Raw genomic sequence first — 23,487 nt, 5'->3', positions numbered from 1 at the left:
GAACTGCGTTGCGCCCTGATCGGTCTACCCTGACTGAATCGCCAGAAAGGAACGCACAATGTTTGCCAGAAGTCTGGGCTGGATCCTCTTGCTGGGCTTGGCCCTGCCAAGCGTACAAGCACGGGAGTACCGCTACAGCGATGCTCATTTGCACTATGTGGATTTCTTTCAGGAGAGCGAGGGCATGGACGCGCTGCTCAAGGCGATGGACCAGGCACGTATCGATCAGTCGATGATCTCGGGTGTGGCGGTGGCGAAAAAATGGCATGAAGACGAACCCAAGCGTCCACGCTACTACGCTGGTGACGATGCGGATGCCTATTGGTACAGCGCCACCGATATCTATATCGCCGCAGCGCTGGAAAAACTTGAACCCAAACAGCGCCGCCGTTTTCACCCGTTTCTGACCGGCTTCAATCCGGTAGACAAAAATGCGGTGGCCCATATCGAGCGGATGCTCGAGCTCAATCCGGGGTTATGGCAGGGAATTGGTGAGGTCTTCACCCGCCATGACGACTTGACCGCACTGACCAGTGGCGACATCCCGCGCGCCAACAACGAGGCGATGACGCGTATTTACCACTTGGCGGCCGAGCAGGACTTGCCGGTGCTGATCCATTCCAACATTACCTCCAAGCGTGAGCGCAATCCACTGTATCTGGGGGAAATTGAAGAGCCGTTGCGCAACCATCCGCACACTCGTTTCATCTGGGCGCATGCCGGAACCAGCGTGGAAATTCATCGGCATCAGACGCAGCTGGATTTTCTGCTGCCGACGCTGTCTCGGATGCTTGAGGCGTACCCCAATCTGTACATCGACTTGTCCTGGAGCGTCTTGCAGCCTTACCTGCTGGACGAGCGCGGTGAGCCCAGGAGTGAGTGGGTCGAACTGGTCAAACGCTTCCCAGAGCGCTTTATGCTCGGTTCTGACGTGGTCGGACGCTTCGGTAGCCTGGGAGAACAACTGCACAGCTTCGATCCGTTCCTCGATGCCTTGCCAGCGGATGTGGCACAGAAGGTTGCCCAGGATAACTTTCTCGCGGTGCTGCCCAAGCAACGTTAAGCAGTTCTCCAGTTGTCATCAGCCTGTCATGCCAGCGTCATAGCCTGCCGCCATCAATCCAGATGGAGTGCACCATGTTTTTCAGTCGTTTCAGCGCTGTGTGCGGGCTTGTGCTGGTCAGTGGCCTGGCCAGTGCCGAGGTTCAGGTCACAGGACCGATCGAGTACGGGTTGTTTGAAACCCGCCACCAGAACTTCCAGCCTGGCGAGCGGGTGCTGACCCAGAGCAATCAGAGCATCCAGCACACCGACGAGATTCCGGCGCGCCTGGGCAGCAAGTTTGGCATGCGTTACCGACTGGAGGGCAAGGTTGCCGAAGACACGCCACTGACCCTGTTGTACCTCACCCCAGGGGTGCGCACGCCCGACGGCAAGCGCCACGATAAGTTTGAAGTGGTGCAGAAACTGGTGCCGGGCGCGGCACAGGATGTCATGGCCTTTGAGTTCACCGAAAATCATGAAGTGGTGCCAGGCCAATGGCATTTCATGGTTTTCCAGGGTGATCGCCTGTTGGCGGAGCAGCGCTTTACCGTGCGCTGACTCAGTACGTGCCTGCTGCCGATGGGGGCAGGCGTTTTGATATCACGCTTTCATCTAACGCATTTTTTCCGCGAGCCGATATCTTCTAGGAGAAGGGACTGCTGCATCGTTGTGCAGCGCTTTTGGAAGGAGCCGGAAGATGAGCTTGAGAAATATCAATATCGCCCCGAGGGCGGCGTTGGGTTTTGGCCTGGTGGCGTTGCTGGTGTTTGCCCTGGGTGTGTTTGCGCTGATGCAGATGACCAGCATGCGCCAACAGTCCGAGCAGGTCGACAGTAACTGGTTGCCCAGTGTCGTTGCGGTGGGGCAGATGACCCAGGACACCATGCGTATTCGCGCCTTGACCCTGCGCATGCTGATCAATCGCGACCCGCAATCGCTGCAGCAGAACAAAGCGCGCATCGAAGAGATAAAGGTCGGGCTGGGCAAGGCGCAGCAACAGTACCAGGCACTGATTGTCCTGCCTGAAGAGCAGGCGCTGTTCGATCGCTACTTGAAGATTGAACAGCAGTACCTGGGGTTGCAGGCCCAGGTTAGCCAACTGTCGCAGCAGGACCAGGTCGAGGCGGCAGTTGCCGTGGTCAATGGTGAGATGAACCAATTGGCCGACCAGCTTGCCGCCACCCTAAACGAGTTGATCGCGCTTAATAACCACCACGCCAACAACGCTACCGATCTTGCCGAAGCGGTGTATCAACGCGCCCGGGTCTGGGTGGTGTGTCTGTTGCTGGCCGCCCTGGTGATGACGGTGATTCTGGCGCTGACCCTGACCCGCAGTATCGTCCGCCCCTTGGCCCAGTCGCTGCAGGTAGCCGAAGTGGTGGCCACCGGCGACCTGACCCCGCAGATTGCGGTGCAGGGCAAGGATGAGCCGGCACGCCTGCTGGCGGCCCTCAAGCAGATGCAGCAGAGCCTGCGCGAGACGATCGGGCGGATTTCTGATTCGTCGAATCAGCTGGCCTCGGCCTCCGAGGAGCTCAGCGCAGTGACTGAAGATGCTACGCGTGGTCTGATGCAGCAAAGCCAGGAGATCGAGCAGGCGGCAACTGCGGTCAATCAGATGACCACCGCAGTGGAGGAGGTGGCGAGCAATGCGGTGGCCACTTCCGAAGCGTCCCGTGAATCAGACCGGATTGCCCGTCAGGGCCGTGAACAGGTGCGCTTGACCGTGGTCTCGATTGAGTCACTGGCGGCCGGGGTGGCGTCCAATGCTGAGGAAGTCGGGCAATTGGCGCAACAGGTGCATGGCATTACCAAAGTACTGGATGTGATCGGCTCGATTGCCGAGCAGACCAACCTGCTGGCCCTCAATGCTGCGATTGAAGCGGCCAGGGCAGGAGATGCCGGACGCGGCTTTGCTGTCGTCGCCGATGAGGTGCGGGCGCTGGCGCATCGCACCCAGCAGTCGACGCGGGAAATCGAGCAGATGATCAATGCCATCCAGCAGGGTACCGATCGGGCAGTGGAGGGTATGCAACAGAGCAACGAACGTGCCCGCAGTACCCTGGATGGGGCGCATGCGGCGGGGGCAGCGCTGGAGGAAATTGCCACGGCTATCAGCCTGATCAATGAACGCAATCTGGTGATTGCCAGTGCGTCCGAGCAGCAGGCGCAGGTGGCGCGAGAAGTGGACCGTAACCTGACCAATATTCGTGACCTGGCACTGCAGACATCGGCGGGGGCCAACCAGACCAATGCCGCGAGTCAAGCGTTGTCGCAGTTGGCGATTGACCTGAATGGCCTGGTAGGCAGGTTCTCGGTGTAGCTGTGTGGCCTGCTGTAGTCGCAGCCTGACGGCAGGTACACACAAAAACGCCCCGAACCAGTCGGGGCGTTTTCGCTGTAAGAGACTAGCCCTTACTTGCCTTCCCAGCGCTTGAGCACCAGGGTGGCGTTGGTGCCACCGAAACCGAAGCTGTTGCTCATCACGGTGTCGATCTTGGCGTTTTCCTGGGTCTTGGTCAGGATTGGCATATCGGCAACGGCGGGGTCCAGCTCGTCGATGTTGGCGGAGCCGGCAATGAAGTTGCCTTCCATCATCAGCATGCAGTAGATCGCTTCGTGAACGCCGGCAGCGCCCAACGAGTGACCGGACAGGCTCTTGGTCGAGCTGATGGCTGGCGCCTTGTCACCGAACACTTCACGAACGCCCTTGATTTCGGCAACGTCGCCCACTGGGGTCGAGGTGCCGTGGGTGTTCAGGTAGTCGATCGGTGCGTCAACGGTAGACATGGCCATCTGCATGCAGCGGATGGCGCCTTCGCCGCTTGGCGCGACCATATCGTAGCCATCGGAAGTAGCACCGTAGCCAACGATCTCGGCGTAGATTTTCGCGCCACGGGCCAGAGCGTGTTCCAGCTCTTCCACCACGACCATGCCGCCGCCACCGGCGATGACAAAGCCATCGCGGTCGTTGTCGTAAGCACGGGAGGCTTGTTCCGGGGTGTCGTTACGCTTGCTGGACAGGGCGCCCATGGCGTCGAACAGGAACGACTGGCTCCAATGTTCTTCTTCACCACCACCGGCGAAGACGATGTCCTGTTTGCCCATCTGGATCTGTTCCATCGCGGTACCGATGCAGTGTGCACTGGTGGCGCACGCCGAGGCGATGGAGTAGTTCAGGCCCTTGATCTTGAATGGCGTGGCCAGGCACGCCGAGACGGTGCTGCTCATGGTCCGGGTGACGCGATACGGACCTACGCGCTTGACGCCTTTTTCGCGCAGGATGTCCAGCGCTTCCATCTGGTTCAGGGTCGACGCGCCACCGCTGCCTGCAATCAGGCCGGTACGCGGGTTGGACACCTGTTCTTCGGTCAGGCCCGAGTCCTTGATCGCGTCGGCCATTGCCAGGTAGGCGTAGGCGGCAGCGTGGCCAACGAAACGGAAGACCTTGCGGTCGATCAGTTCTTCGAGGTTGAGGTCAATGGAGCCGGAAACCTGGCTACGCAGACCCATTTCGGCATATTCCGGGTTGAATCGGATGCCAGGGCGGCTTGCACGCAGGTTGGCGGAGACGGTCTCTTTGTCATTGCCCAGGCACGATACGATGCCCAGACCAGTGATAACGACGCGGCGCATGCGGATAACCCTTAGAAGTTGTCAGTGGAGGTGAATACGCCGACGCGAAGGCCTTCGGCGGTGTAGATCTCGCGACCGTCGACACTGACCGAGCCATCGGCGATGGCCATGTTCAGCTTGCCCTTCAGGACGCGCTTGATGTGAATGTTGTACGTGACTTTCTTGGCGGTTGGCAGGACTTGGCCGAAGAATTTCACTTCGCCCGAACCCAAGGCACGTCCACGGCCTGGGAGGCCTTGCCAGCCGAGGAAGAAGCCGACCAGTTGCCACATGGCGTCCAGGCCCAGGCAGCCCGGCATCACCGGATCACCTTCGAAGTGGCAGGCGAAGAACCACAGGTCCGGAGTGATATCCAGCTCGGCGACCAATTCACCTTTGCCGTACTTGCCACCCTCTTCGCTGATATGGGTGATGCGATCCACCATCAGCATGTTCGGGGCGGGCAGTTGCGCGTTACCTGGGCCGAACAGCTCACCGCGACTGCAGCGCAGCAGGTCTTCCCGAGTAAAGGCGTTTTGTTTGGTCATGCGAGCTCCTCAATAGTCCCCGTGCGGCAGGGGGCAAATCTTCCCGGCCGACCCAAAACGCGTGTGCTTGGGGCGGCAGCCTACACATAGACTATTGCGTTGTAGTGAAAGTCACAGCGCACGGGGCAAAGAAGTACACTTGTGCACTGAAATTTTATTTTCAGGCCTTTTAAGGGGCCTGTCCAGTTCCTAAGACTGCCGCAATTTCACATTAATCGCCAGTCGCAGCTGACTGACCGGGTAGCCAACGCTGCAGAATTTGCTGCAGGTCAGTGCGTTTGAACGGCTTGGCCAGGTAATCATTCATTCCAGCATTGAGGCAACGCTCGCGATCACCCTGCAATGCATTGGCGGTCAAGGCGATGATCGGCATGGCGGCAGCCTGTGGGAGCTGGCGGATGCGTCGGGTGGCTTCATAGCCATCGATGATCGGCAGGCGGCAGTCCATCAGGGTGACAGCAAAGCGCTGGCGGGCGACCTGGGCCACCGCCTGGGCGCCGTCCACGGCAATATGCACCTCGAATCCGAGGCTGCGCAGCATGGCTTCGATCACAGTCTGGTTCACCGGATTGTCTTCGACCAGCAAGATTCGTCGGCCTTGACCTTCTTCCTCCGGCGCGTTGTGCTGACTTGGCAGGCGGGGAACTTGCTGGAGCGAGAGCGCCAACGGCATCTCCAGGGTAAAGGTTGAGCCCTGGCCTTCGCGGCTTTCTCCGCGCAAGGTGCCGCCCATGCGCTCGGCTAGGGTGCGGGCGATCGACAGGCCCAGTCCGGTGCCGCCATAGCGGCGGGAAATCGAGCTGTCGGCCTGCTGGAAGGCGACGAACATGGTTTCCAGGCGCTCATTGTCGATGCCGATACCGGTGTCGTGCACTGCACAGGCGAACCAGATCAATTGACGGTCGAGGACTTGCCAGCGCGGCGCCACGCGCACACTGCCATGTTCGGTGAACTTCAGCGCATTTCCCACCAGATTGAGTAGCACCTGGCGGATCCGTGTCGGGTCGCCAGTGACCTGTAGTTGCTCCATGCCGGGTGGCAGCTGCAGTTGTAGGCTCAGGCCGCGCTGGGCGGCAAGGTGATGGAAGGACTGCACACAGCTGCCAATCAACTCGCCGAGGTTGAAATCAATATGTTCCAGTTCCAGGTGGGTGCGCTCGATTCGCGAGAAATCGAGAATATCGTTGATCACCTTGAGAAGATGACCGGTCGACTCACTGGCCACTGCGGTGTATTCGGTCTGTTCTTCGCTCAGGGTGGTGGTTTCGAGTAACTGCAGCATGCCCAGAACGCCGTTCATCGGTGTGCGCAGTTCGTGGCTCATCATTGCCAGGAAATCGGATTTGGCTCGGTTCGCCTGTTCAGCTTCTTCACGGGCCTGGATTAGCTGCGACATTGCTTGCTGCTGCTCATGACTGGCCTGAGCCAGGGCGCGGGCGAGGTTATTGATGTGCCGGGCCAGGTGGCCCAACTCACTGTCGTCGACTACCGGCAAGGGGGCATTGAAGTCGCCTTGCTGGATGGCTTTGACGGCATAGCCCATGTCACTGATCGGCTTGGCCAGGCTCCGGGCTAGACGGCGGGCCAGGAGAAAGGTGAAGAGCAGGGCGAACAAGGCGAGGATTCCGGCCTTGATCACGATTTCTTTCTGGCGCTCGCTGAACGCATCATTGGACATGCCGACGATAACCCGCCCCAGATAATCATCCCCGATGTTCTTCAGCGGTTGTTTGCCGTTGTGCAGAAAGTCGTTGTCCAGGCGGATTTGCTGCAGGCGGATGGGGGCCTGGAACACTTCGACCTGTTGCGCGCGGTTTTCATGTTCATCCGGCTGCTCGACGTACACCAGAATATGGTTGCTGCTGTCCTGAACTTCGAGAAAACGTACATGAGGAATACTCAAGGTCGCGCGCATCAGGCTTTCCAGGACTTCATCGTTACCGGCGATCACCCCATACTCAGAGGCGGGAGCCAGCTGATTGGCGATCAGTTGTCCCGTGTGATTGAGCTCTTGGCGCAAGTCCTGGATGCGTACAAAGGTAAAGAAGCTGATCAGCAGCAATGTCAGCAACAGCGCCGGACCCAGGCTGATGATTTGGGTGCGGGTATGGATGTCCCAGCTCAGACGACGCCTCATGGTCTGTGTTCTCCTTCGGCCAGCGTCAGGGCGGCGCGTTTGACGTCGATGGTTTCGATGCCCAGGGCACGGGCGACCTGCTGATTGCCGACGACCCTGAAATGTTCAGGGTACAGCGCGCGTGGCCACTTGCTCGGCGATTGGTCGAGCAAGCGGTCAAGCACCGCCAGCCAATCGTCCTGATTGCTCAAGGTACTGGCCAGAGCGCCAGCGCGAACAAAGCCGGCGTTGGGGCCAATCAAGGCTTTTTGCCGCCCGTAGCTGCTGAGCAGCAGGTTTTTTGCGGTCTTGGAGTTGTACAGCTGGGGGTCGTCGATGCCCAGCAGTACATCGCTGCTTTGCAGCAGGGTTTGCAAGGGGTGACTGTCGCGTAGGTCTGGCCAGGCTTCGGCAATGATCTCAAGGCCCATGGGCTTGGCCGCGCGGCGCAGTTCTTCGACCAGAAAATAACTGTGTTCGGCGTAGAGCACCCCAACCCGGCGGGCCTCGGGTAGCAGATAGCGAGTCAGGCGTAACTGACGGTCCGCAGGTGGATCGCTCCACAACAGGCTCAAATAAGCCGGGCGTAATTGCCCCAGGCGTTGTTCGGCTTGTACACGGCTGACGCGCAAGGCCAGCGCCGCAGGCCCCGCGGTTTCACTCAAGCGCCATTCCAGGCTGGCGCTGTCGAGCAGGATCAGGCGAATGGCCGGGTTGAGCCGCGAGGGGCGCTCCAATTCGGTCACTGGTATGAAGTGAACGGTGTCGCCAGGACGGCGTTCACGCAGGGCTTGGGCGAACTGCTCGACACCGGGACTGTCCTGGCTGCCAGTGAGCAGGATTTCACTGGCCGAAAGCATGCTCAATGGCCACAGGCATATCAGTAGCAGCCAGCGTCGTAACAGGCGCATCAGAATTCCAGCTCCGCACTGAAGTACAGAACCTGGCGACTGTCATAGCGATTGTCGGGGAACGTGGTTGGCTCGTCGTCCAGGCGCTGCTGAACGGTGCCCGCCAATTCAAGCTGTGTGCGATCCCAGTGCAGGCGCTTGGCCACGCGCAGGTCGAGGCGTTCGAAGCGGTACTGGTTCAGTTCATCGTCGCCATAGTAGAACAGGGCGCTGGACCAGCCTTGGCCCCAATCACGCAACCAGCCGGCTGAGCCACTGTTGTGAGCACTCAAGCGCCGATCAGCGGGGTTGCTGGCCCAGGCATCGACGTGGGCGTAGGTCAGGCGCAGGCGATCGGCGGAGCTCAAGCGCCAGTCCAGCTGCGTTTCAGTACCGCTGAAGCGCGCTTTGTTGCTGTTGCTGGCGATGTATTGGTTGTTGCGCAGCGGTTCGCTGATCATGCCGGTGATTTCGTCGTAGAACAGCTTGAGGTCAACGCTTACGTCGGCGTCGGCGAAGTAACCGTTATAGCCCAGTTCCCGCGAACGCATCCGCTCCTGTTCCAGGTCACCTGGCCCACGGGTCTTGACGAAGTACTGGGCACTGCTCTGGCCGAACGCCCCTGGGGTCAGGTTGTTGACCCGATAGCTCCAGTTGACGTTGTTCTCGAACATGTCCGGCGAACGCACTGCTTCGGAATACACCGCACGCAAACCGTGGCGAGGGGTAATCAGGTAGTTCACCGCCAGGCGTGGGGTAAGCGAACTGCCCGAGAGTCGGGCATCTTCGTACATCGCCCCGCCCTGGATAATCCAGTGCTCGGTGGCCCGCCACTCCAGGTGGCCGAACAGGCGCCAGGTGCTGTCGTTAAGGCTGCCATTGAAGAATGTCTGTGAATCGGCGCGGTCGTAACGGTAGTTGGCGCCCGTGACCAGGCGCAGGCTGTCGGACAGGCTTAAGGTGTCCTGCAGCTCCAGGTCGTAACGCGTTTCCCGGGTGCTTTGGTCGATATCGCCGCAGACCTGGTTAGAACCACCGTTGCTCCATTGTTGCTGCACCTGGCGGCCCAATGTCTGCTCTTGAGCTGTGCCAGTGGGCAGTGGCGAGAGAATATTGCGTGCCACTTGCTCGGCGTAGTTGGGGTTGAGCTGCCACAGACGGGTCAGTTCCGGGCTGAACGACAGCGCCGCATCGCAGGCGCGCCACACCTGCTGGCGATCCCAGTGCTGGGCCGAGCCTTGCAGGTAAAGACTGTGGTTGGGGCTCAGGTCGATGTTCCAGCGCAGTGAGCCGGCATAGTCCTTGGCCTTGGCGTCGGAATTGTCGCCATTGGCAGTGACACCAGAGAACACCGGTTTGTAGGTGTAGGGGCGCTGGTCACTGCCTTCTTTGGCGGCAAACTGCCAATCCAGGCTCTGGTTGCTCGCCAGGGTGTGATTGACGCTCAGGTTCACGCGGGTGAGCCGCCGACTGTCGCGGTAGTCCTGGCCTGTGCGGGTTTCATCGAAACCGTCATCCTGCATGCCGGAAAGCGACAGGCGTAGGTCGCCGCCCTCCCAACCACTGCCTTGGCTGGCGTACCAATCTTTGATGCCGCGTTGCCCGCGGGTGACTTTCAGGCGCGTGCCATGGCTGTCGGCCGGCTTGCGCGTGAGAATGTTGATCACCGCCATCAGCGCATTGGCGCCATAGCTGACGGTGTTGGGGCCGCGAAACACCTCGATGCGCTCGATGTCTTCCATGGCCAGCGGGATGTCGCTCCAATCCACCGTGGCCAGGCCTGCGCGGTACACCGAGCGCCCGTCGATCAGCACCTGCATGCGTCGGGCATCATTGACGTTGCTGCCGTGGTAATTGACCGTGGGCTGGTTGCCGGCGCCATAGCCGATCATCATCCCGGGCACCAGGCGCAGCAACTCGGGAATGTCGCGGGCACCGCTGGCGCGAATCAGTTCGCTGTCGAGCACGGTCATGCTCCCAGGCACTGCTGCTGGAGACTGTTTGAGCCGAGTGGCGGTAAGGACCTGAGGCAGCGACTGGCTGTCGACGAACAAGTCATCAGCCGTGGCGTGGCCACCCAGAAACGCAGTCATCAAGAGCAAAGGTCGGGAAGTAGGAGGGCCAAATGACACGGCGCGGCCTTGGTAGCGGGTTAAAACCGCGCATGGTAACTGAGTGGCCAGCATTTTTCAGTGTTGGGCAAGGCAATCCCTGGATCAATTCGCTGATCTGGCGCTGGCTCTGCCACCGGTGCTCCGTATAATGCGAGAGTCGCCACTTAAATTGGTTTTAACGGATTGGATATGACTGAACAGCAACCTGTTGCAGTTCTCGGAGGCGGGAGTTTCGGCACCGCCGTGGCGAACCTGCTGGCGGAAAACGGCATCAGCGTACGGCAATGGATGCGCGATCCCGAGCAGGCCGAAGCCATGCGCAACAACCGGGAAAACCCGCGTTACCTCAAAGGTGTGAAGATCCACCCGGGTGTTGAACCGGTCAATGACCTGTTGGCCACCCTTGAGGTCTGCGAGCTGATCTTCGTCGCCCTGCCTTCCAGTGCCTTGCGCAGTGTGCTGGCGCCGCATGCACAATTGCTGCGCGGCAAGATGCTGGTCAGCCTGACCAAGGGCATCGAGGCGCAAAGCTTCAAGTTGATGAGCCAGATCCTTGAAGAAATCGCCCCGCAGGCGCGCATTGGTGTGCTTTCCGGGCCGAACCTGGCCCGTGAAGTGGCTGAGCATGCGCTGACTGCCACGGTGGTTGCCAGTGAAGATGAAGCGCTGTGTCAGCGGGTACAAGAAGTCCTGCACGGGCGCACCTTCCGCGTCTACGCTAGCAGCGACCGTTTCGGTGTCGAGCTGGGCGGGGCGTTGAAAAACGTTTACGCGATCATTGCCGGTATGGCCGTGGCCCTGGGCATGGGTGAGAACACCAAGAGCATGCTGATTACCCGGGCACTGGCGGAGATGACCCGCTTTGCCGTGAGTCAGGGAGCTAACCCGATGACCTTTCTCGGCCTGGCTGGGGTCGGCGACCTGATCGTCACCTGTTCCTCGCCCAAGAGCCGCAATTATCAGGTCGGTCACGCCCTGGGGCAGGGCCTGAGCCTGGAGGAGGCAGTCAACCGCTTGGGCGAGGTGGCCGAAGGCGTCAATACGCTTAAAGTGCTCAAGGTCAAGGCTCAGGAAGTCCAGGTTTACATGCCGCTGGTCGCGGGTTTGCATGCCATTCTTTTCGAAGGCCGCACCTTGAACCAGGTAATTGAGCTGCTGATGCGCGCCGAGCCAAAAACCGATGTCGATTTCATCTCTACCAGCGGCTTCAACTGAGTACAGGAGCAAGACATGAATCAATCCCCGAACCAGGCGCAACGTGAGTCGATTATCTTGCGTGTGTTGTGGATGCTGATATTCCTGGTGGTCTGGCAACTGGCTGAGCTGCTGCTTGCTGGCTTGGTGCTGGTGCAACTGATCTACCGCCTCATCTATGGTGCGCCGAGTGCCAGCCTGATGAACTTCGGCGACAGCCTGAGCCAGTTCCTGGCCCAGATTGGACGCTTTGGCTGCTTTCACAGCGACCAGAAACCCTGGCCGTTCGCCGATTGGCCAACACCTCGCAGCCCAGAAGGCGAAGCGGCCCATAGCGTGCCAGCAGCGCCGCATCCGGTGCGTGACGAGGAGCCCAAGCTGTGAAGCTCTGGGTCTTGCGTCACGGCGAAGCCGAGCAACGTGCCCGTACCGACGCTGAGCGCGAATTGACACCTCGCGGGCGTGAGCAGGTGGTGCGCAGCGCGGCGCGGCTGCTCGGTACACCGCCGCAGGTAATCCTCGCCAGCCCGTATGTGCGTGCTCAGCAGACCGCAGGGCTTGTGCACGAAGCGTTAGGGTTCGACCGACCGGTACAGACCGTCGCCTGGTTGACGCCGGACACCGATCCCCAGAAAGTCATAGCCGAGCTGGATACGCTTGGCCTAGAGCACGTGCTGCTGGTCAGTCATCAGCCGCTGGTGGGCAACCTGGTCGGCCTGTTGCAACATGGTCACTTACGCCAGCCGGAAGCGATGACGACTGCCAGCCTGGTCGAACTCGAAGGGGACTGGCCGCTGGCCGGCTTGATGACCTTGCGCAGCCTCTCCCATCCCTGAACCAGTGGTGCTCTGAATAGGCCACTGATCGACCCGATATTTTTATTAGTTGTTGATCCCTGGCCGGCTTGTTAGCGTTCGCGACAGTCGTGGGCAAGGTGGCCCTGGGGATCCGGCAATGAGCAGTAGATATCCGCAATTGGCCTATTCGGCCGAGCTGAAACAAACCCTGGATAAAGTCCAGAACGACCAGGCGTTGGGGTTTGCCGAGTACCGTCTGCTGCAAGATAGCGCTGACGCCAAGCTTGACTACCTGCTGCGTAAGTACCAAGGTCAGTACGAGCTTCAGCAACTGCGCCAGGCGGGCATACGTATGGCTCACTTGCTGCAAAGCAGTTGCCTGGCATTGCGCAAACTCGATCTTGACGCTGAAGACAAGCGCCGCGCCCGTGAAGCCCTAGAGCAGCAACTGGCGTCTATCCAGGCGTGCCTGCGCCGTTCCATGGCCAGTTTCGGCGAGTATTGACCTGATTGCCCTTGCTGATGGCTTTTCCGAACATTGCCGCTGGCCTTCCGCTTGCCGACAATGGGCCATCACTCTCCCAGGGACCGGCGGCCATGTCGCAGCAGATTTTCTTCGCCCATGCCAACGGCTTCCCCTCCGGAACCTATGGCAAGTTTTTCGCCGCGCTGGCGCCTGACTATCAGGTCGTTCACCTGCCGCAGCATGGCCATGACCCGCGCTTTCCGGTCGATGACAACTGGCAGAACCTGGTGGATGAGCTGATTCATCACCTGCAACAACAGCCTGGTCCAGTCTGGGGAGTGGGGCATTCCCTCGGTGGCTTGCTACACCTGCATGCGGCACTGCGCTGTCCGCAGTACTACCGTGGCGTGGTCATGCTCGACTCACCGGTACTGACTCGGGTCGACCAGTGGCTGATCCGGGCGGCCAAGCGCATGGGCTTTATCGACCGTATCACGCCAGCCGGTCGTACCTTGGGGCGTCGCGCGGCGTTTGCCGACCGGGACAGTGCGCGCGCCTATTTCGCCGGCAAATCACTGTTTCGTCATTTCGATCCCGAGTGCCTGGATGCCTATCTGGAGCATGGCCTGCAACCGAGTGCCGAAGGGTTGTGCCTGCGTTTTGATCCGGCCACAGAAATCAACATCTACCGCAATCTGCCGCACACCCGTCCAGCGCCGGCCACGCACCTTGAATTGCCATTGGCCATGGTTCGCGGCAGCAGCAGTCGGGTGGTCAAGCGCCATCATGCGTTGGCGGTACGCAGCCTGCCGCGGGGCGAGTTCCACAGCTTGCCGGGTGGACACATGTTCCCGCTGGAGCGACCTACGGATACCGCGAGCCTGATCAAGGGCCTGTTCGACCGTTGGCAGCAGGTGACGGGATGAGGACGGATATGCAGGAAATCCGCCTGAACCTGGGTCACATCGAACTGGCCGCGCACCTGTTCGGCCCCGCCGACGGCATGCCGGTGATTGCCTTGCATGGTTGGCTGGACAACGCCAATAGTTTTGCCCGGCTGGCGCCGAAGTTACCGGGACTGCGTATTCTGGCGCTGGATTTGGCCGGCCATGGCCACTCCGAGCATCGTCCAGCAGGTGCCAGCTATGCCTTGTGGGACTATGCCCATGATGTGTTGCGGGTGGCCGAGCAAATGGGCTGGCAACGATTTGCGCTGCTCGGTCATTCACTGGGGGCGATCATTTCGATTGTGCTGGCCGGCGCGTTGCCCGAGCGCATCACGCGCTTGGCTTTGATCGACGGGGTTATCCCGCCCACTAGTGGCCCTCAGGATGCCGCCGAACGCATGGGCATGGCATTACAGGCGCAGCTGCGCCTGGACAATAAACGCAAAGCCGTGCATCCCACGTTTGAACAAGCGGTCGAAGCGCGGATGAAGGGCTTGGTTGCGGTTAGCCGCGAAGCTGCCGAGTTGCTTGCTCAGCGCGGCCTGATGCCAGTGCCGGGTGGCTACACGTGGCGCAGCGACAGTCGCTTGACCTTGCCGTCGCCCACGCGCTTGAGTGAAGCCCAGGCGCTGAGCTTCGTGCAGCGCATCGATTGTCCGGCGCATCTGGTGATCGCCGCCGACGGTATGCTGGTGCGCCACAGCAAGCTGCTTGAGCGGCTACCCTTTGCCCAGACACGGCTGTCGGGCGGCCATCACCTGCATGTGAATGATGAAATAGGCGCCACCCTTGTTGCAGACTGTTTCAATCGCTTCTTTAGCATTTCTTGACTTGCGGCGGGCAACTGTCGAGGCTTGGCGGGTTGAACAGGGAGACAACCATGAACCAACAAGACAATGCCACATCCTTTGATACCCTTGGCGCCACCTATCGCGTGGCGTGCCTATGACACTTAAGAATTGCGTTCGCGCTGCGTTTGCCGGGCTGGGCATGCTCGCCAGTGCGTCATTGCTGGCCGAAGGGCTGCCGGTGCCGCTTGATGCCAACGTCGTCGATGAACGCCCGGCGCAGAGCCAAGAGCGCGTCTATCCATTGGGTGGCCTGCGCAAGATTAGCAACCAGCTGCGCGTTGACGGCAAGATTGAAAGTCGTGGCCAGGTCAGTTCCATTACCTATGAGCTACCGCGCGAGCGTACGGCCAATGAAGCCTTCACCGCAGCACGCGAAGCCTTGCAGAAGGACGGTGGCTATCCATTGTTCTGGTGTCAGGCCCGCGATTGCGGTGAAAACAGCCTGTGGGCTAACGATGTGTTCAAGAACCGGCTACTGTCGGGCTCAGATGAACAGCAGGCGTTTATTTTGTTGCGCCGTTCCGCCGAGCAGAACAATACGCTGATTGCGCTGTACAGCATTACCCGCGGCAACAAGCGTGCATATCTGCATGTCGAAGAGTTTGTCGCTGACGCGCCGTTGGGCGAAATCTTGCCTACCCCGGCCACGGTGCTGCGTGAGCTGCGTGACACCGGTAAGCTCGACTACCCTGATCTGGTGGGCGAGCCATTGCCGGCCTGGGTGACCTTGCTTGGGCGCAGCCTGAACCTGGACAGCACCCTGCGCGTGAGCTTGAGCGGTGCCGAGGCTGAGGCCTGGCGTGAACAGTTGGGCAAGGCCGGGGTGCGTCTGGCGCGGCTGGAAGTGGGTGATGCAAAGACCGACGGTTTTCACGTCGAATTGATTCGTTGAACGAGATACGCATGCCCAACAATGACCGCTTGCTGGTACAGATCCTTCTTCTCGGCCTGCTCGGTGCCGGCCTTTGGGTGATGGCCCCGTTTATGTCTGCGCTGCTCTGGGGGGCAATCCTGGCCTATGCCAGTTGGCCGCTGATGCGCCTGTTGACTCGTGTGCTCGGCGGTCGCGAAACCCTGGCCGCCGGCTTGCTGACCTCACTGTGGATTCTGTTGGTGGCCTTGCCTCTGGTTTGGCTGGGCTTCAACCTCGCCGATCACATTCGCGACGCCACCGCGTTTGTGCGTGACGTTCAGGTCGACGGCCTACCGGATGCCCCCGCGTGGTTGGGCGGCGTACCGCTGGTGGGCGAGCGCCTGGTACGCGTGTGGGACACCCTCGATCAGCAGGGCGCCGCCCTGCTGGCTACGATCAAGCCCTATCTGGGCCAGGTCGGTAACTGGTTTTTGGCGCGTAGCGCGCAGATCGGCAGCGGGATGCTGGAGCTGACCCTGAGCTTGGTCTTCGTGTTCTTCTTCTACCGCGATGGTCCGCGCTTGTCGGCATTCGTCTTGCGCTTGCTGGATCGGCTGATTGGCGAGCGTGCCGAGTACTACCTGGGGCTGGTCGCCGGTACCGTACAGCGGGTGGTCAACGGCGTGATTGGTACGGCGGCGGCGCAGGCGGTACTGGCGATGATCGGTTTTTTCATTGCGGGTGTGCCGGGCGCGCTGGTGCTGGGTATTGTCACCTTCATGCTCAGCCTGATTCCCATGGGCCCGCCGCTGGCCTGGGTGCCAGCCACGGTATGGCTGGCGTGGCAGGGCGAGTACGGCATGGCGGTGTTTCTCGGGATCTGGGGCACGTTCATCATCAGTGGCGTGGACAACGTGCTCAAACCCTACCTGATCAGTCGCGGTGGTAACCTGCCGCTGGTGATCGTGTTGCTGGGGGTGTTCGGCGGTTTGCTGGCCTTCGGCTTCATTGGCCTGTTCATTGGCCCGACGCTGTTGGCGGTCGCCTATAGCTTGCTGCTGGATTGGTCCCGTAGCGAGCCGGTGGCACCGCCGCGTCCCTGACGGAACAGCGTAGGTTCAGCCTTGAGGGGCGGTGTTTTTGACCACCGCCAGCTCAGGGTGAGCCACCAGTTTGTCGATGTGCAATTCGTCGTTGTTCATCCACGTTTCGCTCAGCACCCGGTAATGCTCCATGTCGCGGCAGCGCATACGCAGGCTGTAGTCGAAATGGCCGCTGATCAACTGACAATCGAAGACTTGCGGGCAGGCGCGCATGCAGGCTTCGAAGGCCTTCTGCGCCGCGCGGCCGCTCTGGTTGGACAGGGCCACCAGGACCAACAGTGACAACCCCGGCGAAATTCGCCGCTCATCAATAATGGCACTGTAGCCGCGAATCACTCCGCGCCGTTCCAGCTTGCGCACGCGCTCAAGGCAGGGGCGGGGAGTGAGGTGTACCAGTGAAGAAAGTTTTTCATAGGTAATGCGCCCGTTGTGGCGCAGCACCTCAATAATGGCTTCGTCGATGCGGTCCAGAGCAGGCTCGGTTTGTGGGCTGTTAACCTTGGTATCCATACAGGTTCGGCTTCACTTCAAACGGTGGATGATCCTGAACATGGTACGACCTTCCTTGGTCACCGTCTGTATCACTTTCGGTCAGCTAACCCGCTTAGCTTCAAGCGCGCTTTTTCTGCGCGCTGGCCAGTGGCTGGCGTAGCAAGGCATACAGGTCCTTAGGGTCATCAAGCTGCGGAACCAGGGCAAGCTCATGGCCGATGTCCAGCGCCTTGGCGGTATCAAGTACATAGCGCAGCGCTGAATAATCTTCCAGGGCGAAACCGACCGAGTCGAACAGGGTCACTTGAGCGGCATTTTGGCGGCCAGGCGCCTGGCCGCTGACCACTTGCCAGAACTCCGTGGTCGGCGAGTCGGCGGGCATCTGCTGGATTTCACCCTCGACCCGGCTCTGCGGTTCGAATTCGACGATCACCCGGGCGCGCTCGACGATATCGCGGTGCAGTTCGGTCTTGCCAGGGCAGTCGCCACCCACGGCGTTGAGGTGCATGCCGGGCTCGATCATGTCTGGGGTGAGAATGGTGGCGAAGGTCTTGTCGGCGGTTACCGTGGTGACGATATCGGCACCGCGTACCGCCTCGGCTACCGAGCCGGCAACGGTTATCCGCAACTGTGGGAAGGCGCTGAGGTTGGCGACAAGCTTGGCGCTGGCTTTGGGGTCGAGGTCATACAGTCGGATTTCCTCGATGCCCAGCAGGGCATGAAAGGCCAGGGCCTGGAATTCGCTTTGCGAGCCGTTGCCAATCAGCGCCATGCAGCGGCTGTCCGGGCGTGCCAGATAATGGGCAGCCAGGGCTGAGGTGGCGGCAGTGCGAATTGCAGTGGTCAGGGTCATCTCACTGAGCAGCACGGGGGCGCCGGTATCGACATCGCCCAAGGCGCCGAAGGCCATGACGGTAAGCATGCCGCGTTGGGTATTTTTGGGGTGGCCGTTGACGTACTTGAAGGCGTACAAGTTGCTGTCGGAAACCGGCATCAGTTCAATCACGCCATCGGTCGAGTGATTGGCCAGACGGGGACATTTTTCGAAGTCGTGCCAGCGCAGGTAGTCTTCACGAATGTACTCGGCCATTTCCCTGATGCAGGTGCTCAGGCCTTTGCGGGCAACCAGGCGGCGCAAGTCAGTAACATCGATATAGCGGGTCATGATCAACTCCTTTGTTATGGGCTCCGAGGCACGAATCCGGGGCAGTGCAACTATTGTCGATGCGCTGGCGCTGAAATCTCGGCTGAAGCGTGCTCCCTGCTCAGCCGCTTAAGCTGAAATACGCGGTTCGGCAGCGGAATCGGCTGTATACCTTCAGTGTAAGCTGCGACTGGCGCAGGGTTCGGTCAGCTGTCGGTTGGGGCCTGAGCATGCAAGCGCTTGTACAGGGTGGTGCGACTGATGCCCAGGTCGCGGGCCAACGCCGAAACGTTGCCGTTGAGGGCTTGCAGGCGCAGCTTGAGCGTGCGCTGATCAGGCGCAAGGGGCGGCGAGGGCCGAGTTTCTTCCAGCTCAGGCAGTTCGCTGAAAAAGCTGTCCGGTAGGTGTTCAAGGGCAATGGGCTGCGGGCCGGCCAAGGCCAGGGCGACCTGCAGGGTGCTGGTGAGCTGGCGCAGGTTGCCTGGCCAGGGGTGCTGCAATAGCAGTTGCAGCACTTTGCTGCCCAACTGTGGCGGCGCTTCGGCGTCGCGGTAGCGTTGGTGGATTTGCTCAATCAGTGCCAGGCGATCGCTGCGTTCGCGCAACGGCGGCAAGCTCAGGCTGAGCCCGGCGATCCGGTAGTACAGGTCCTGGCGAAAAAGGCCCTGGCGCACCCGTTCAGGCAGATCCTGGTGCGTGGCCGAGATGACCCGAATGTCCACTGGCACCGTCTCGCCACTGCCCAGCGGCTGAATGCTGCGGGTTTGCAGAAAGCGCAGCAGACGCGCCTGGGTCGGCAGCGGCATGTCGCCAATCTCGTCGAGAAAAACGATGCCCTGATCAGCCTTGCGGATCAGGCCGGGGTTGCCTTTGTGATGGGCGCCGGTAAAGGCGCCTTTCTCATACCCAAACAGCTCCGACTCCACCAGCTCGGCCGGGATTGCTGCGCAGTTCACCGCGATCAGTGGCTGATTGCGACGGCTGCTGGCCTCGTGCAGGGCTTTGACAAAGACCTCCTTGCCAACCCCGGTTTCACCGTGGATCAACACGGGGATGTCTTTTTCCAGCAACAGCTCGGCTTGGTGCAGCGCCTTGGTGATGCGTGGGTCGCAGTCGGCTTTCGGGCGATGTGATGCACGGGGTGAGGGGCTGGGTAGAGGGTCGTGCAACAGGCACTGAAAGCGGTTGCGCCCCGTCACTTGTACGGCAAAGGCTTGCCCTGCGGCGTGCTTCAACAGCTCTGCTAGGGGCGTTTGGAACAACTGTTCCAAGGTGTTCTGCAAGGCGATTTGACCAAGCAAGCTGTCAGCCCGACGATTGGCGGCAAAGATCCGTCCACGATCATCGAATAACAGCAAACCGGCCCACTGGCTGTCGAGGTTGCTTGCGTCGGTATTGAAACTCAGTTGGCGGTACTGTCCGGCAAAGCGCGCCATGATCAGACGATTTTCCAGGCTCTGGCTCATCATCCGCACCAGACCCAGGGTCTGCGAAGCTGGCAGGTAACTGTCGCTGGACACATCCAGCACGCCGATCAGGCGTCGTTCGGCGTCGAACAGCGGTGCCGCAGCACTGGCCATGTAACGGTTGAGCTTGAGAAAATGTTCATCCTGACCGACATGCACAGCCTGTGCGCAGGCCAGGGCGGTGCCGATGGCATTGGTGCCGACGCCCCGTTCCAACCAGCGGGCCCCGACACTGAAGCCGTGTTGCTGGCGTGGGTCGATGAAGCGCCGGGTGCCCCAGGTTTCGAGGAGCTGGCCCTGATCATCGCTGAGCATGATCAGGTAACTGGAATTGCCCAGCAGGTGACTGAACTGCGGCATGACTTCATCGCGTGTAGTGCGCAGCAACGTCTGTTGGCGTTCGAGCAGTTCACAGAGCTGAGCACCGGCCAGGTCACCGAAGTCGGGTGCTGACTGATGCTCCAGGCCGTAGTCGCGACAACGCGCCCAGGAGGCCTGAATCAAGTGGGCATGGGTTGCACTGGAGGCAGCCATGAGCCTTCCCTCTGCCGTGGCAGCGTTGTTGTTTTTGTGTGATCCAGTGTTGTTCAGTCCTGTTCATTGTCAACGTCAGGGCTGTTCAGGTGTTCAGCCGTTGCTGTGCATTTCTGGTCAGGGGCGAAGCAGTACGTCCCTCGCAAGCAGGAAACATAGCGCTATGACAATGGTTTATCGATAACAGTCGGTGCTGGCACGAATCTGGCTCTTCGATAACCAACGCCTGTCCGCCAATAACAATCAGGGCCGCCCATGTCGCTTACGTTGGAGCACGTCAGCCGCACCGTCGACAACCAGCGTTGGATTGTCGATGCCAGTCTCAGTTTTGAGCCGGGATCGTTCAATGTCTTGCTGGGTCGCACGCTGTCTGGCAAAACCAGCCTGATGCGCCTGATGGCGGGTCTGGACCGTCCTGACCAGGGCCGGGTGCTGATCAATGGGCAAGATGTCACCGGTTGGCCAGTTCGTCGGCGCAGCGTGTCGATGGTCTATCAGCAGTTCATCAATTACCCGATGCTCAGTGTGTTCGAGAACATCGCGTCACCCCTGCGTCAGGCACGCGTCAGTGAGGAAGAAATTCGCCACAAGGTTCATCAAACCGCGCAGATGCTACGCATCGAGCCCTTTTTGCAGCGTTTGCCGCTGGAGCTGTCTGGAGGGCAGCAGCAACGCACGGCGATGGCTCGGGCTCTGGTCAAGGATGCCGAACTGATCTTGTTCGATGAACCTTTGGTAAACCTGGATTACAAGCTACGTGAAGAACTGCGTCAGGAGATGCGCGAGCTGTTTGCCTCGCGTCACTGCATCGCCGTGTATGCCACTACTGAACCGAACGAGGCATTGGCCTTGGGCGGCACCACCACGATTCTCCATGAAGGCACCCTTGTGCAGAGTGGGGCCACTGCTCAGGTCTATCACCAGCCGCGCACGGTGCTGGCGGCAGAGCTGTTTTCCGAGCCGCCCATCAACCTGATCCCCGGACACATCAGTGGCAATGAAGTGAGTTTTGCCGGCGCCGTGCACTTTGCCATGAATGCCGACCTGCGCCGAATCGGTGATGGTGAATACCGCTTTGGTGTGCGTCCCAGTCATATCAGCCTGGTGCCGTCGAATGACGACGACCTAGAACTGGCGGTGCTAGTGGAGCTGGCGGAAATCAGCGGTTCGGAAACCTTCCTGCATGTGCGCAATGAGCACTTTCGCATCATCTTGCATCTGCCAGGCGTGCACGAATATCACGTCGATGCGCCGATTCGAGTATTCATCCCCACCCACAAGCTGTTCGTTTTCGACAGTGTCGGGCAGTTGGTGCAGGCGCCGGGTGTGCGCGAAGCGAGGGTCGCTTGATGGCCGAGATCCGCCTGCAGCAACTGGCTCACAGCTATAGTCGCAATCCTGCCGGTGACGAGGACTATGCCTTGCGCGAGCTGGAGCATGTCTGGGCCCAGGGCGGTGCCTATGCCTTGCTCGGGCCTTCGGGCTGCGGCAAGTCGACCTTGCTCAATATCATCTCCGGCCTGCTCAGTCCTTCCCACGGCCACGTGCTGTTCGATGGCAAGGTGGTCAACGAACTGTCGCCGCAGGCGCGCAATATCGCCCAGGTGTTCCAGTTTCCGGTGGTCTACGACACCATGACGGTGTTCGATAACCTGGCCTTTCCTTTGCGTAATCAGGGCCTGAACGAGGCACGGATACGCCGTAAGGTGGACGAGATTTCCGAGGTGCTTGAACTTGGCTCGGTACTGAAAAAGAAGGCGCGCAACCTCACGGCTGATGAAAAGCAGAAAGTCTCCATGGGGCGCGGGCTGGTACGTGATGATGTCTCGGCGATCCTGTTCGACGAGCCACTGACGGTGATCGACCCGCACCTGAAGTGGAAGCTGCGGCGCAAGCTCAAGCAGATCCACGAGCAGTTCAATATCACCATGATCTATGTCACTCACGACCAGTTGGAGGCCTCGACCTTCGCTGACAAGATCGCGGTGATGTACGGCGGGCAAATCGTCCAGTTCGGTACCCCGCGGGAGCTGTTCGAGCGCCCACGGCACACCTTTGTCGGCTATTTCATCGGCAGCCCGGGGATGAACCTGATTGACGTGCAGCCACAGCCTGGCGGTGTCGGCTTTGCCGCTGTGCATCTGCCGCTGCCGGAGCAGTTGCAAGTACGCTTGGCCAGCTTACCGACTGCACGCTTGCAAGTCGGCATTCGTCCGGAGTTTATCCAAGTGCGTGAGACGCCGTTCGACGATGCCTTCACAGCCCAGGTAGTGGATATTGAAGACTTGGGGACTTACCGGATCCTGACCCTGAACCTTGATGGCGCACCACTCAAGGTGCGCCTTGGCGAAGACCGTGTGGTGCCCCGGGAGCAGGCTTGGATAAGCTTTCCGGCGCAGTGGTTGATGCTCTATGCCGACGACGTGCTGCTGGAGCTCGAGCCATGAACAAGGTGCCCAACAACAAGGCCTGGTGGCTAGTGCTGCCGGTGTTTCTGCTGGTGGCTTTCAGCGCCGTGATCCCGATGATGACCGTGGTCAATTATTCGGTGCAGGATATTTTCGACCAGTCCAGCCGCTACTTCGTCGGTGCCGACTGGTATCGCCAGGTGCTGCAGGACCCGCGTCTGCACGATTCCTTGCTGCGCCAGTTCATCTATTCGGGCTGCGTATTGCTGATCGAGATTCCGCTCGGCATTGCCATTGCTCTGACCATGCCGAGCAAAGGCCGCTGGTCGTCGTGGTGCCTGATCGTCATGGCTATTCCATTGCTGATTCCGTGGAATGTGGTTGGCACCATCTGGCAAATTTTCGGCCGCGCCGACATTGGCTTGCTCGGGGCGTCGTTGAATCAGCTAGGCATCAACTACAACTATGCGGCCAACACCATGGATGCCTGGGTCACGGTGCTGGTGATGGATGTCTGGCATTGGACCTCGCTGGTGGCGTTGCTGTGTTACTCGGGGCTCAGGGCGATCCCGGACGTCTACTACCAGGCCGCGCGTATCGACCGCGCCTCGGCCTGGGCGGTGTTTCGCCATATCCAATTGCCGAAGATGAAGAACGTACTGCTGATCGCAGTGATGCTGCGCTTCATGGACAGCTTCATGATCTATACCGAACCCTTCGTGTTGACCGGCGGAGGGCCGGGCAACGCCACCACCTTCCTCAGTCAGACCCTGACCCAAATGGCGGTAGGGCAGTTCGACCTGGGCCCGGCAGCGGCGTTCTCGCTGGTGTATTTCCTGATCATTCTGCTGGTGTCCTGGCTGTTCTACACCGCCATGACTCATGCCGACAAAGACTAGGAACGG

At 60.2% G+C, this 23,487-nt stretch carries 22 protein-coding genes; 14 read left to right on the top strand and 8 right to left on the bottom strand.

Going from position 1 to position 23,487, the window contains the following annotated elements:
- The first annotated feature begins 58 nt into the window (after positions 1-58).
- The 3 genes from ACQRAX_RS02550 (at position 59) to ACQRAX_RS02540 (ending at position 3,367) form a co-directional block, all read left to right on the top strand.
- On the top strand, positions 59-1,063 hold the full coding sequence (locus ACQRAX_RS02550) for an amidohydrolase family protein (protein ID WP_412038349.1): 1,005 nt from the start codon (positions 59-61) through the stop codon (positions 1,061-1,063).
- A gap of 74 nt (positions 1,064-1,137) precedes the next feature.
- Positions 1,138-1,602: a DUF3859 domain-containing protein gene (locus ACQRAX_RS02545; protein WP_412038350.1), complete on the top strand. Its 465-nt coding sequence runs from the start codon at positions 1,138-1,140 to the stop codon at positions 1,600-1,602.
- A 139-nt stretch (positions 1,603-1,741) separates the two neighbouring features.
- Positions 1,742-3,367, top strand: a complete 1,626-nt coding sequence (locus ACQRAX_RS02540; protein WP_427867723.1) for a methyl-accepting chemotaxis protein — start codon at positions 1,742-1,744, stop codon at positions 3,365-3,367.
- Between the two features lie 92 nt (positions 3,368-3,459).
- Here ACQRAX_RS02540 and fabB read toward each other — a convergent pair whose 3' ends face one another.
- The 5 genes from fabB to ACQRAX_RS02515 form a co-directional block, all read right to left on the bottom strand.
- Complete coding sequence (gene fabB, locus ACQRAX_RS02535; protein WP_412038351.1) at positions 3,460-4,680, bottom strand: beta-ketoacyl-ACP synthase I; 1,221 nt, start codon at positions 4,678-4,680, stop codon at positions 3,460-3,462.
- Between the two features lie 11 nt (positions 4,681-4,691).
- On the bottom strand, positions 4,692-5,207 hold the full coding sequence (gene fabA, locus ACQRAX_RS02530; protein WP_011060067.1) for a 3-hydroxyacyl-[acyl-carrier-protein] dehydratase FabA: 516 nt from the start codon (positions 5,205-5,207) through the stop codon (positions 4,692-4,694).
- A 211-nt stretch (positions 5,208-5,418) separates the two neighbouring features.
- Complete coding sequence (locus ACQRAX_RS02525) at positions 5,419-7,344, bottom strand: response regulator (RefSeq protein WP_412038352.1); 1,926 nt, start codon at positions 7,342-7,344, stop codon at positions 5,419-5,421.
- On the bottom strand, positions 7,341-8,234 hold the full coding sequence (locus ACQRAX_RS02520; RefSeq protein ID WP_412038353.1) for an ABC transporter substrate-binding protein: 894 nt from the start codon (positions 8,232-8,234) through the stop codon (positions 7,341-7,343). The genes ACQRAX_RS02525 and ACQRAX_RS02520 overlap by 4 nt, the downstream gene beginning before the upstream one ends.
- Complete coding sequence (locus ACQRAX_RS02515; RefSeq protein ID WP_412038354.1) at positions 8,234-10,306, bottom strand: TonB-dependent receptor plug domain-containing protein; 2,073 nt, start codon at positions 10,304-10,306, stop codon at positions 8,234-8,236. The genes ACQRAX_RS02520 and ACQRAX_RS02515 overlap by 1 nt, the downstream gene beginning before the upstream one ends.
- A gap of 210 nt (positions 10,307-10,516) precedes the next feature.
- Here ACQRAX_RS02515 and ACQRAX_RS02510 point away from each other — a divergent pair, with 210 nt between their 5' ends.
- The 8 genes from ACQRAX_RS02510 (at position 10,517) to ACQRAX_RS02475 (ending at position 16,538) form a co-directional block, all read left to right on the top strand.
- The gene (locus ACQRAX_RS02510) at positions 10,517-11,542 is read left to right on the top strand and encodes an NAD(P)H-dependent glycerol-3-phosphate dehydrogenase (RefSeq protein ID WP_412038355.1); all 1,026 of its coding nucleotides are present in this window, start codon (positions 10,517-10,519) and stop codon (positions 11,540-11,542) included.
- Between the two features lie 15 nt (positions 11,543-11,557).
- Entirely contained in the window at positions 11,558-11,905 is a 348-nt protein-coding gene (locus tag ACQRAX_RS02505; RefSeq protein ID WP_412038356.1) for a DUF4389 domain-containing protein, read from the top strand.
- Entirely contained in the window at positions 11,902-12,357 is a 456-nt protein-coding gene (sixA, locus tag ACQRAX_RS02500) for a phosphohistidine phosphatase SixA (protein WP_412038357.1), read from the top strand. Before ACQRAX_RS02505 ends, sixA begins: the two co-directional genes overlap by 4 nt.
- Positions 12,358-12,475: 118 nt before the next feature.
- Entirely contained in the window at positions 12,476-12,823 is a 348-nt protein-coding gene (locus ACQRAX_RS02495) for a hypothetical protein (RefSeq protein WP_412038358.1), read from the top strand.
- Positions 12,824-12,915: 92 nt separating this feature from the next.
- On the top strand, positions 12,916-13,710 hold the full coding sequence (locus ACQRAX_RS02490) for an alpha/beta fold hydrolase (protein ID WP_412038359.1): 795 nt from the start codon (positions 12,916-12,918) through the stop codon (positions 13,708-13,710).
- Positions 13,707-14,561, top strand: a complete 855-nt coding sequence (locus ACQRAX_RS02485) for an alpha/beta hydrolase (RefSeq protein ID WP_412038360.1) — start codon at positions 13,707-13,709, stop codon at positions 14,559-14,561. The genes ACQRAX_RS02490 and ACQRAX_RS02485 overlap by 4 nt, the downstream gene beginning before the upstream one ends.
- Positions 14,562-14,721: 160 nt before the next feature.
- Positions 14,722-15,474, top strand: a complete 753-nt coding sequence (locus ACQRAX_RS02480; RefSeq protein WP_412038442.1) for a DUF4892 domain-containing protein — start codon at positions 14,722-14,724, stop codon at positions 15,472-15,474.
- 11 nt (positions 15,475-15,485) lie between these two features.
- Positions 15,486-16,538: an AI-2E family transporter gene (locus ACQRAX_RS02475; protein WP_412038361.1), complete on the top strand. Its 1,053-nt coding sequence runs from the start codon at positions 15,486-15,488 to the stop codon at positions 16,536-16,538.
- A gap of 15 nt (positions 16,539-16,553) precedes the next feature.
- On the opposite strand, the gene ACQRAX_RS02470 is transcribed toward ACQRAX_RS02475, so the two are convergent.
- The 3 genes from ACQRAX_RS02470 to ACQRAX_RS02460 all read right to left on the bottom strand — a co-directional run bounded on the left by ACQRAX_RS02470 (position 16,554) and on the right by ACQRAX_RS02460 (position 20,174).
- Positions 16,554-17,048, bottom strand: coding sequence for an Lrp/AsnC family transcriptional regulator (locus ACQRAX_RS02470; RefSeq protein ID WP_412038362.1), 495 nt, complete (start codon positions 17,046-17,048; stop codon positions 16,554-16,556).
- Positions 17,049-17,148: 100 nt separating this feature from the next.
- Entirely contained in the window at positions 17,149-18,195 is a 1,047-nt protein-coding gene (locus ACQRAX_RS02465) for an ornithine cyclodeaminase (protein ID WP_412038363.1), read from the bottom strand.
- 185 nt (positions 18,196-18,380) lie between these two features.
- Positions 18,381-20,174, bottom strand: coding sequence for a sigma-54-dependent Fis family transcriptional regulator (locus tag ACQRAX_RS02460; protein ID WP_412038364.1), 1,794 nt, complete (start codon positions 20,172-20,174; stop codon positions 18,381-18,383).
- A 255-nt stretch (positions 20,175-20,429) separates the two neighbouring features.
- On the opposite strand from ACQRAX_RS02460, the gene ACQRAX_RS02455 reads away from it, so the two are divergent.
- The 3 genes from ACQRAX_RS02455 to ACQRAX_RS02445 are packed head-to-tail and all read left to right on the top strand — an operon-like array spanning position 20,430 to position 23,481.
- Entirely contained in the window at positions 20,430-21,524 is a 1,095-nt protein-coding gene (locus tag ACQRAX_RS02455; RefSeq protein WP_412038365.1) for an ABC transporter ATP-binding protein, read from the top strand.
- A complete protein-coding gene (locus tag ACQRAX_RS02450) occupies positions 21,524-22,621 on the top strand; it encodes an ABC transporter ATP-binding protein (RefSeq protein WP_412038366.1) in 1,098 nt (365 codons plus the stop codon). Before ACQRAX_RS02455 ends, ACQRAX_RS02450 begins: the two co-directional genes overlap by 1 nt.
- A complete protein-coding gene (locus ACQRAX_RS02445; protein ID WP_412038367.1) occupies positions 22,618-23,481 on the top strand; it encodes a carbohydrate ABC transporter permease in 864 nt (287 codons plus the stop codon). Before ACQRAX_RS02450 ends, ACQRAX_RS02445 begins: the two co-directional genes overlap by 4 nt.
- The last annotated feature ends 6 nt before the right edge of the window (positions 23,482-23,487 follow it).

This window comes from Pseudomonas sp. UM16 (assembly GCF_050312595.1).
Classification (GTDB): Bacteria; Pseudomonadota; Gammaproteobacteria; order Pseudomonadales; family Pseudomonadaceae; genus Aquipseudomonas.
This window is presented reverse-complemented; position numbering and strand designations above follow the sequence as displayed.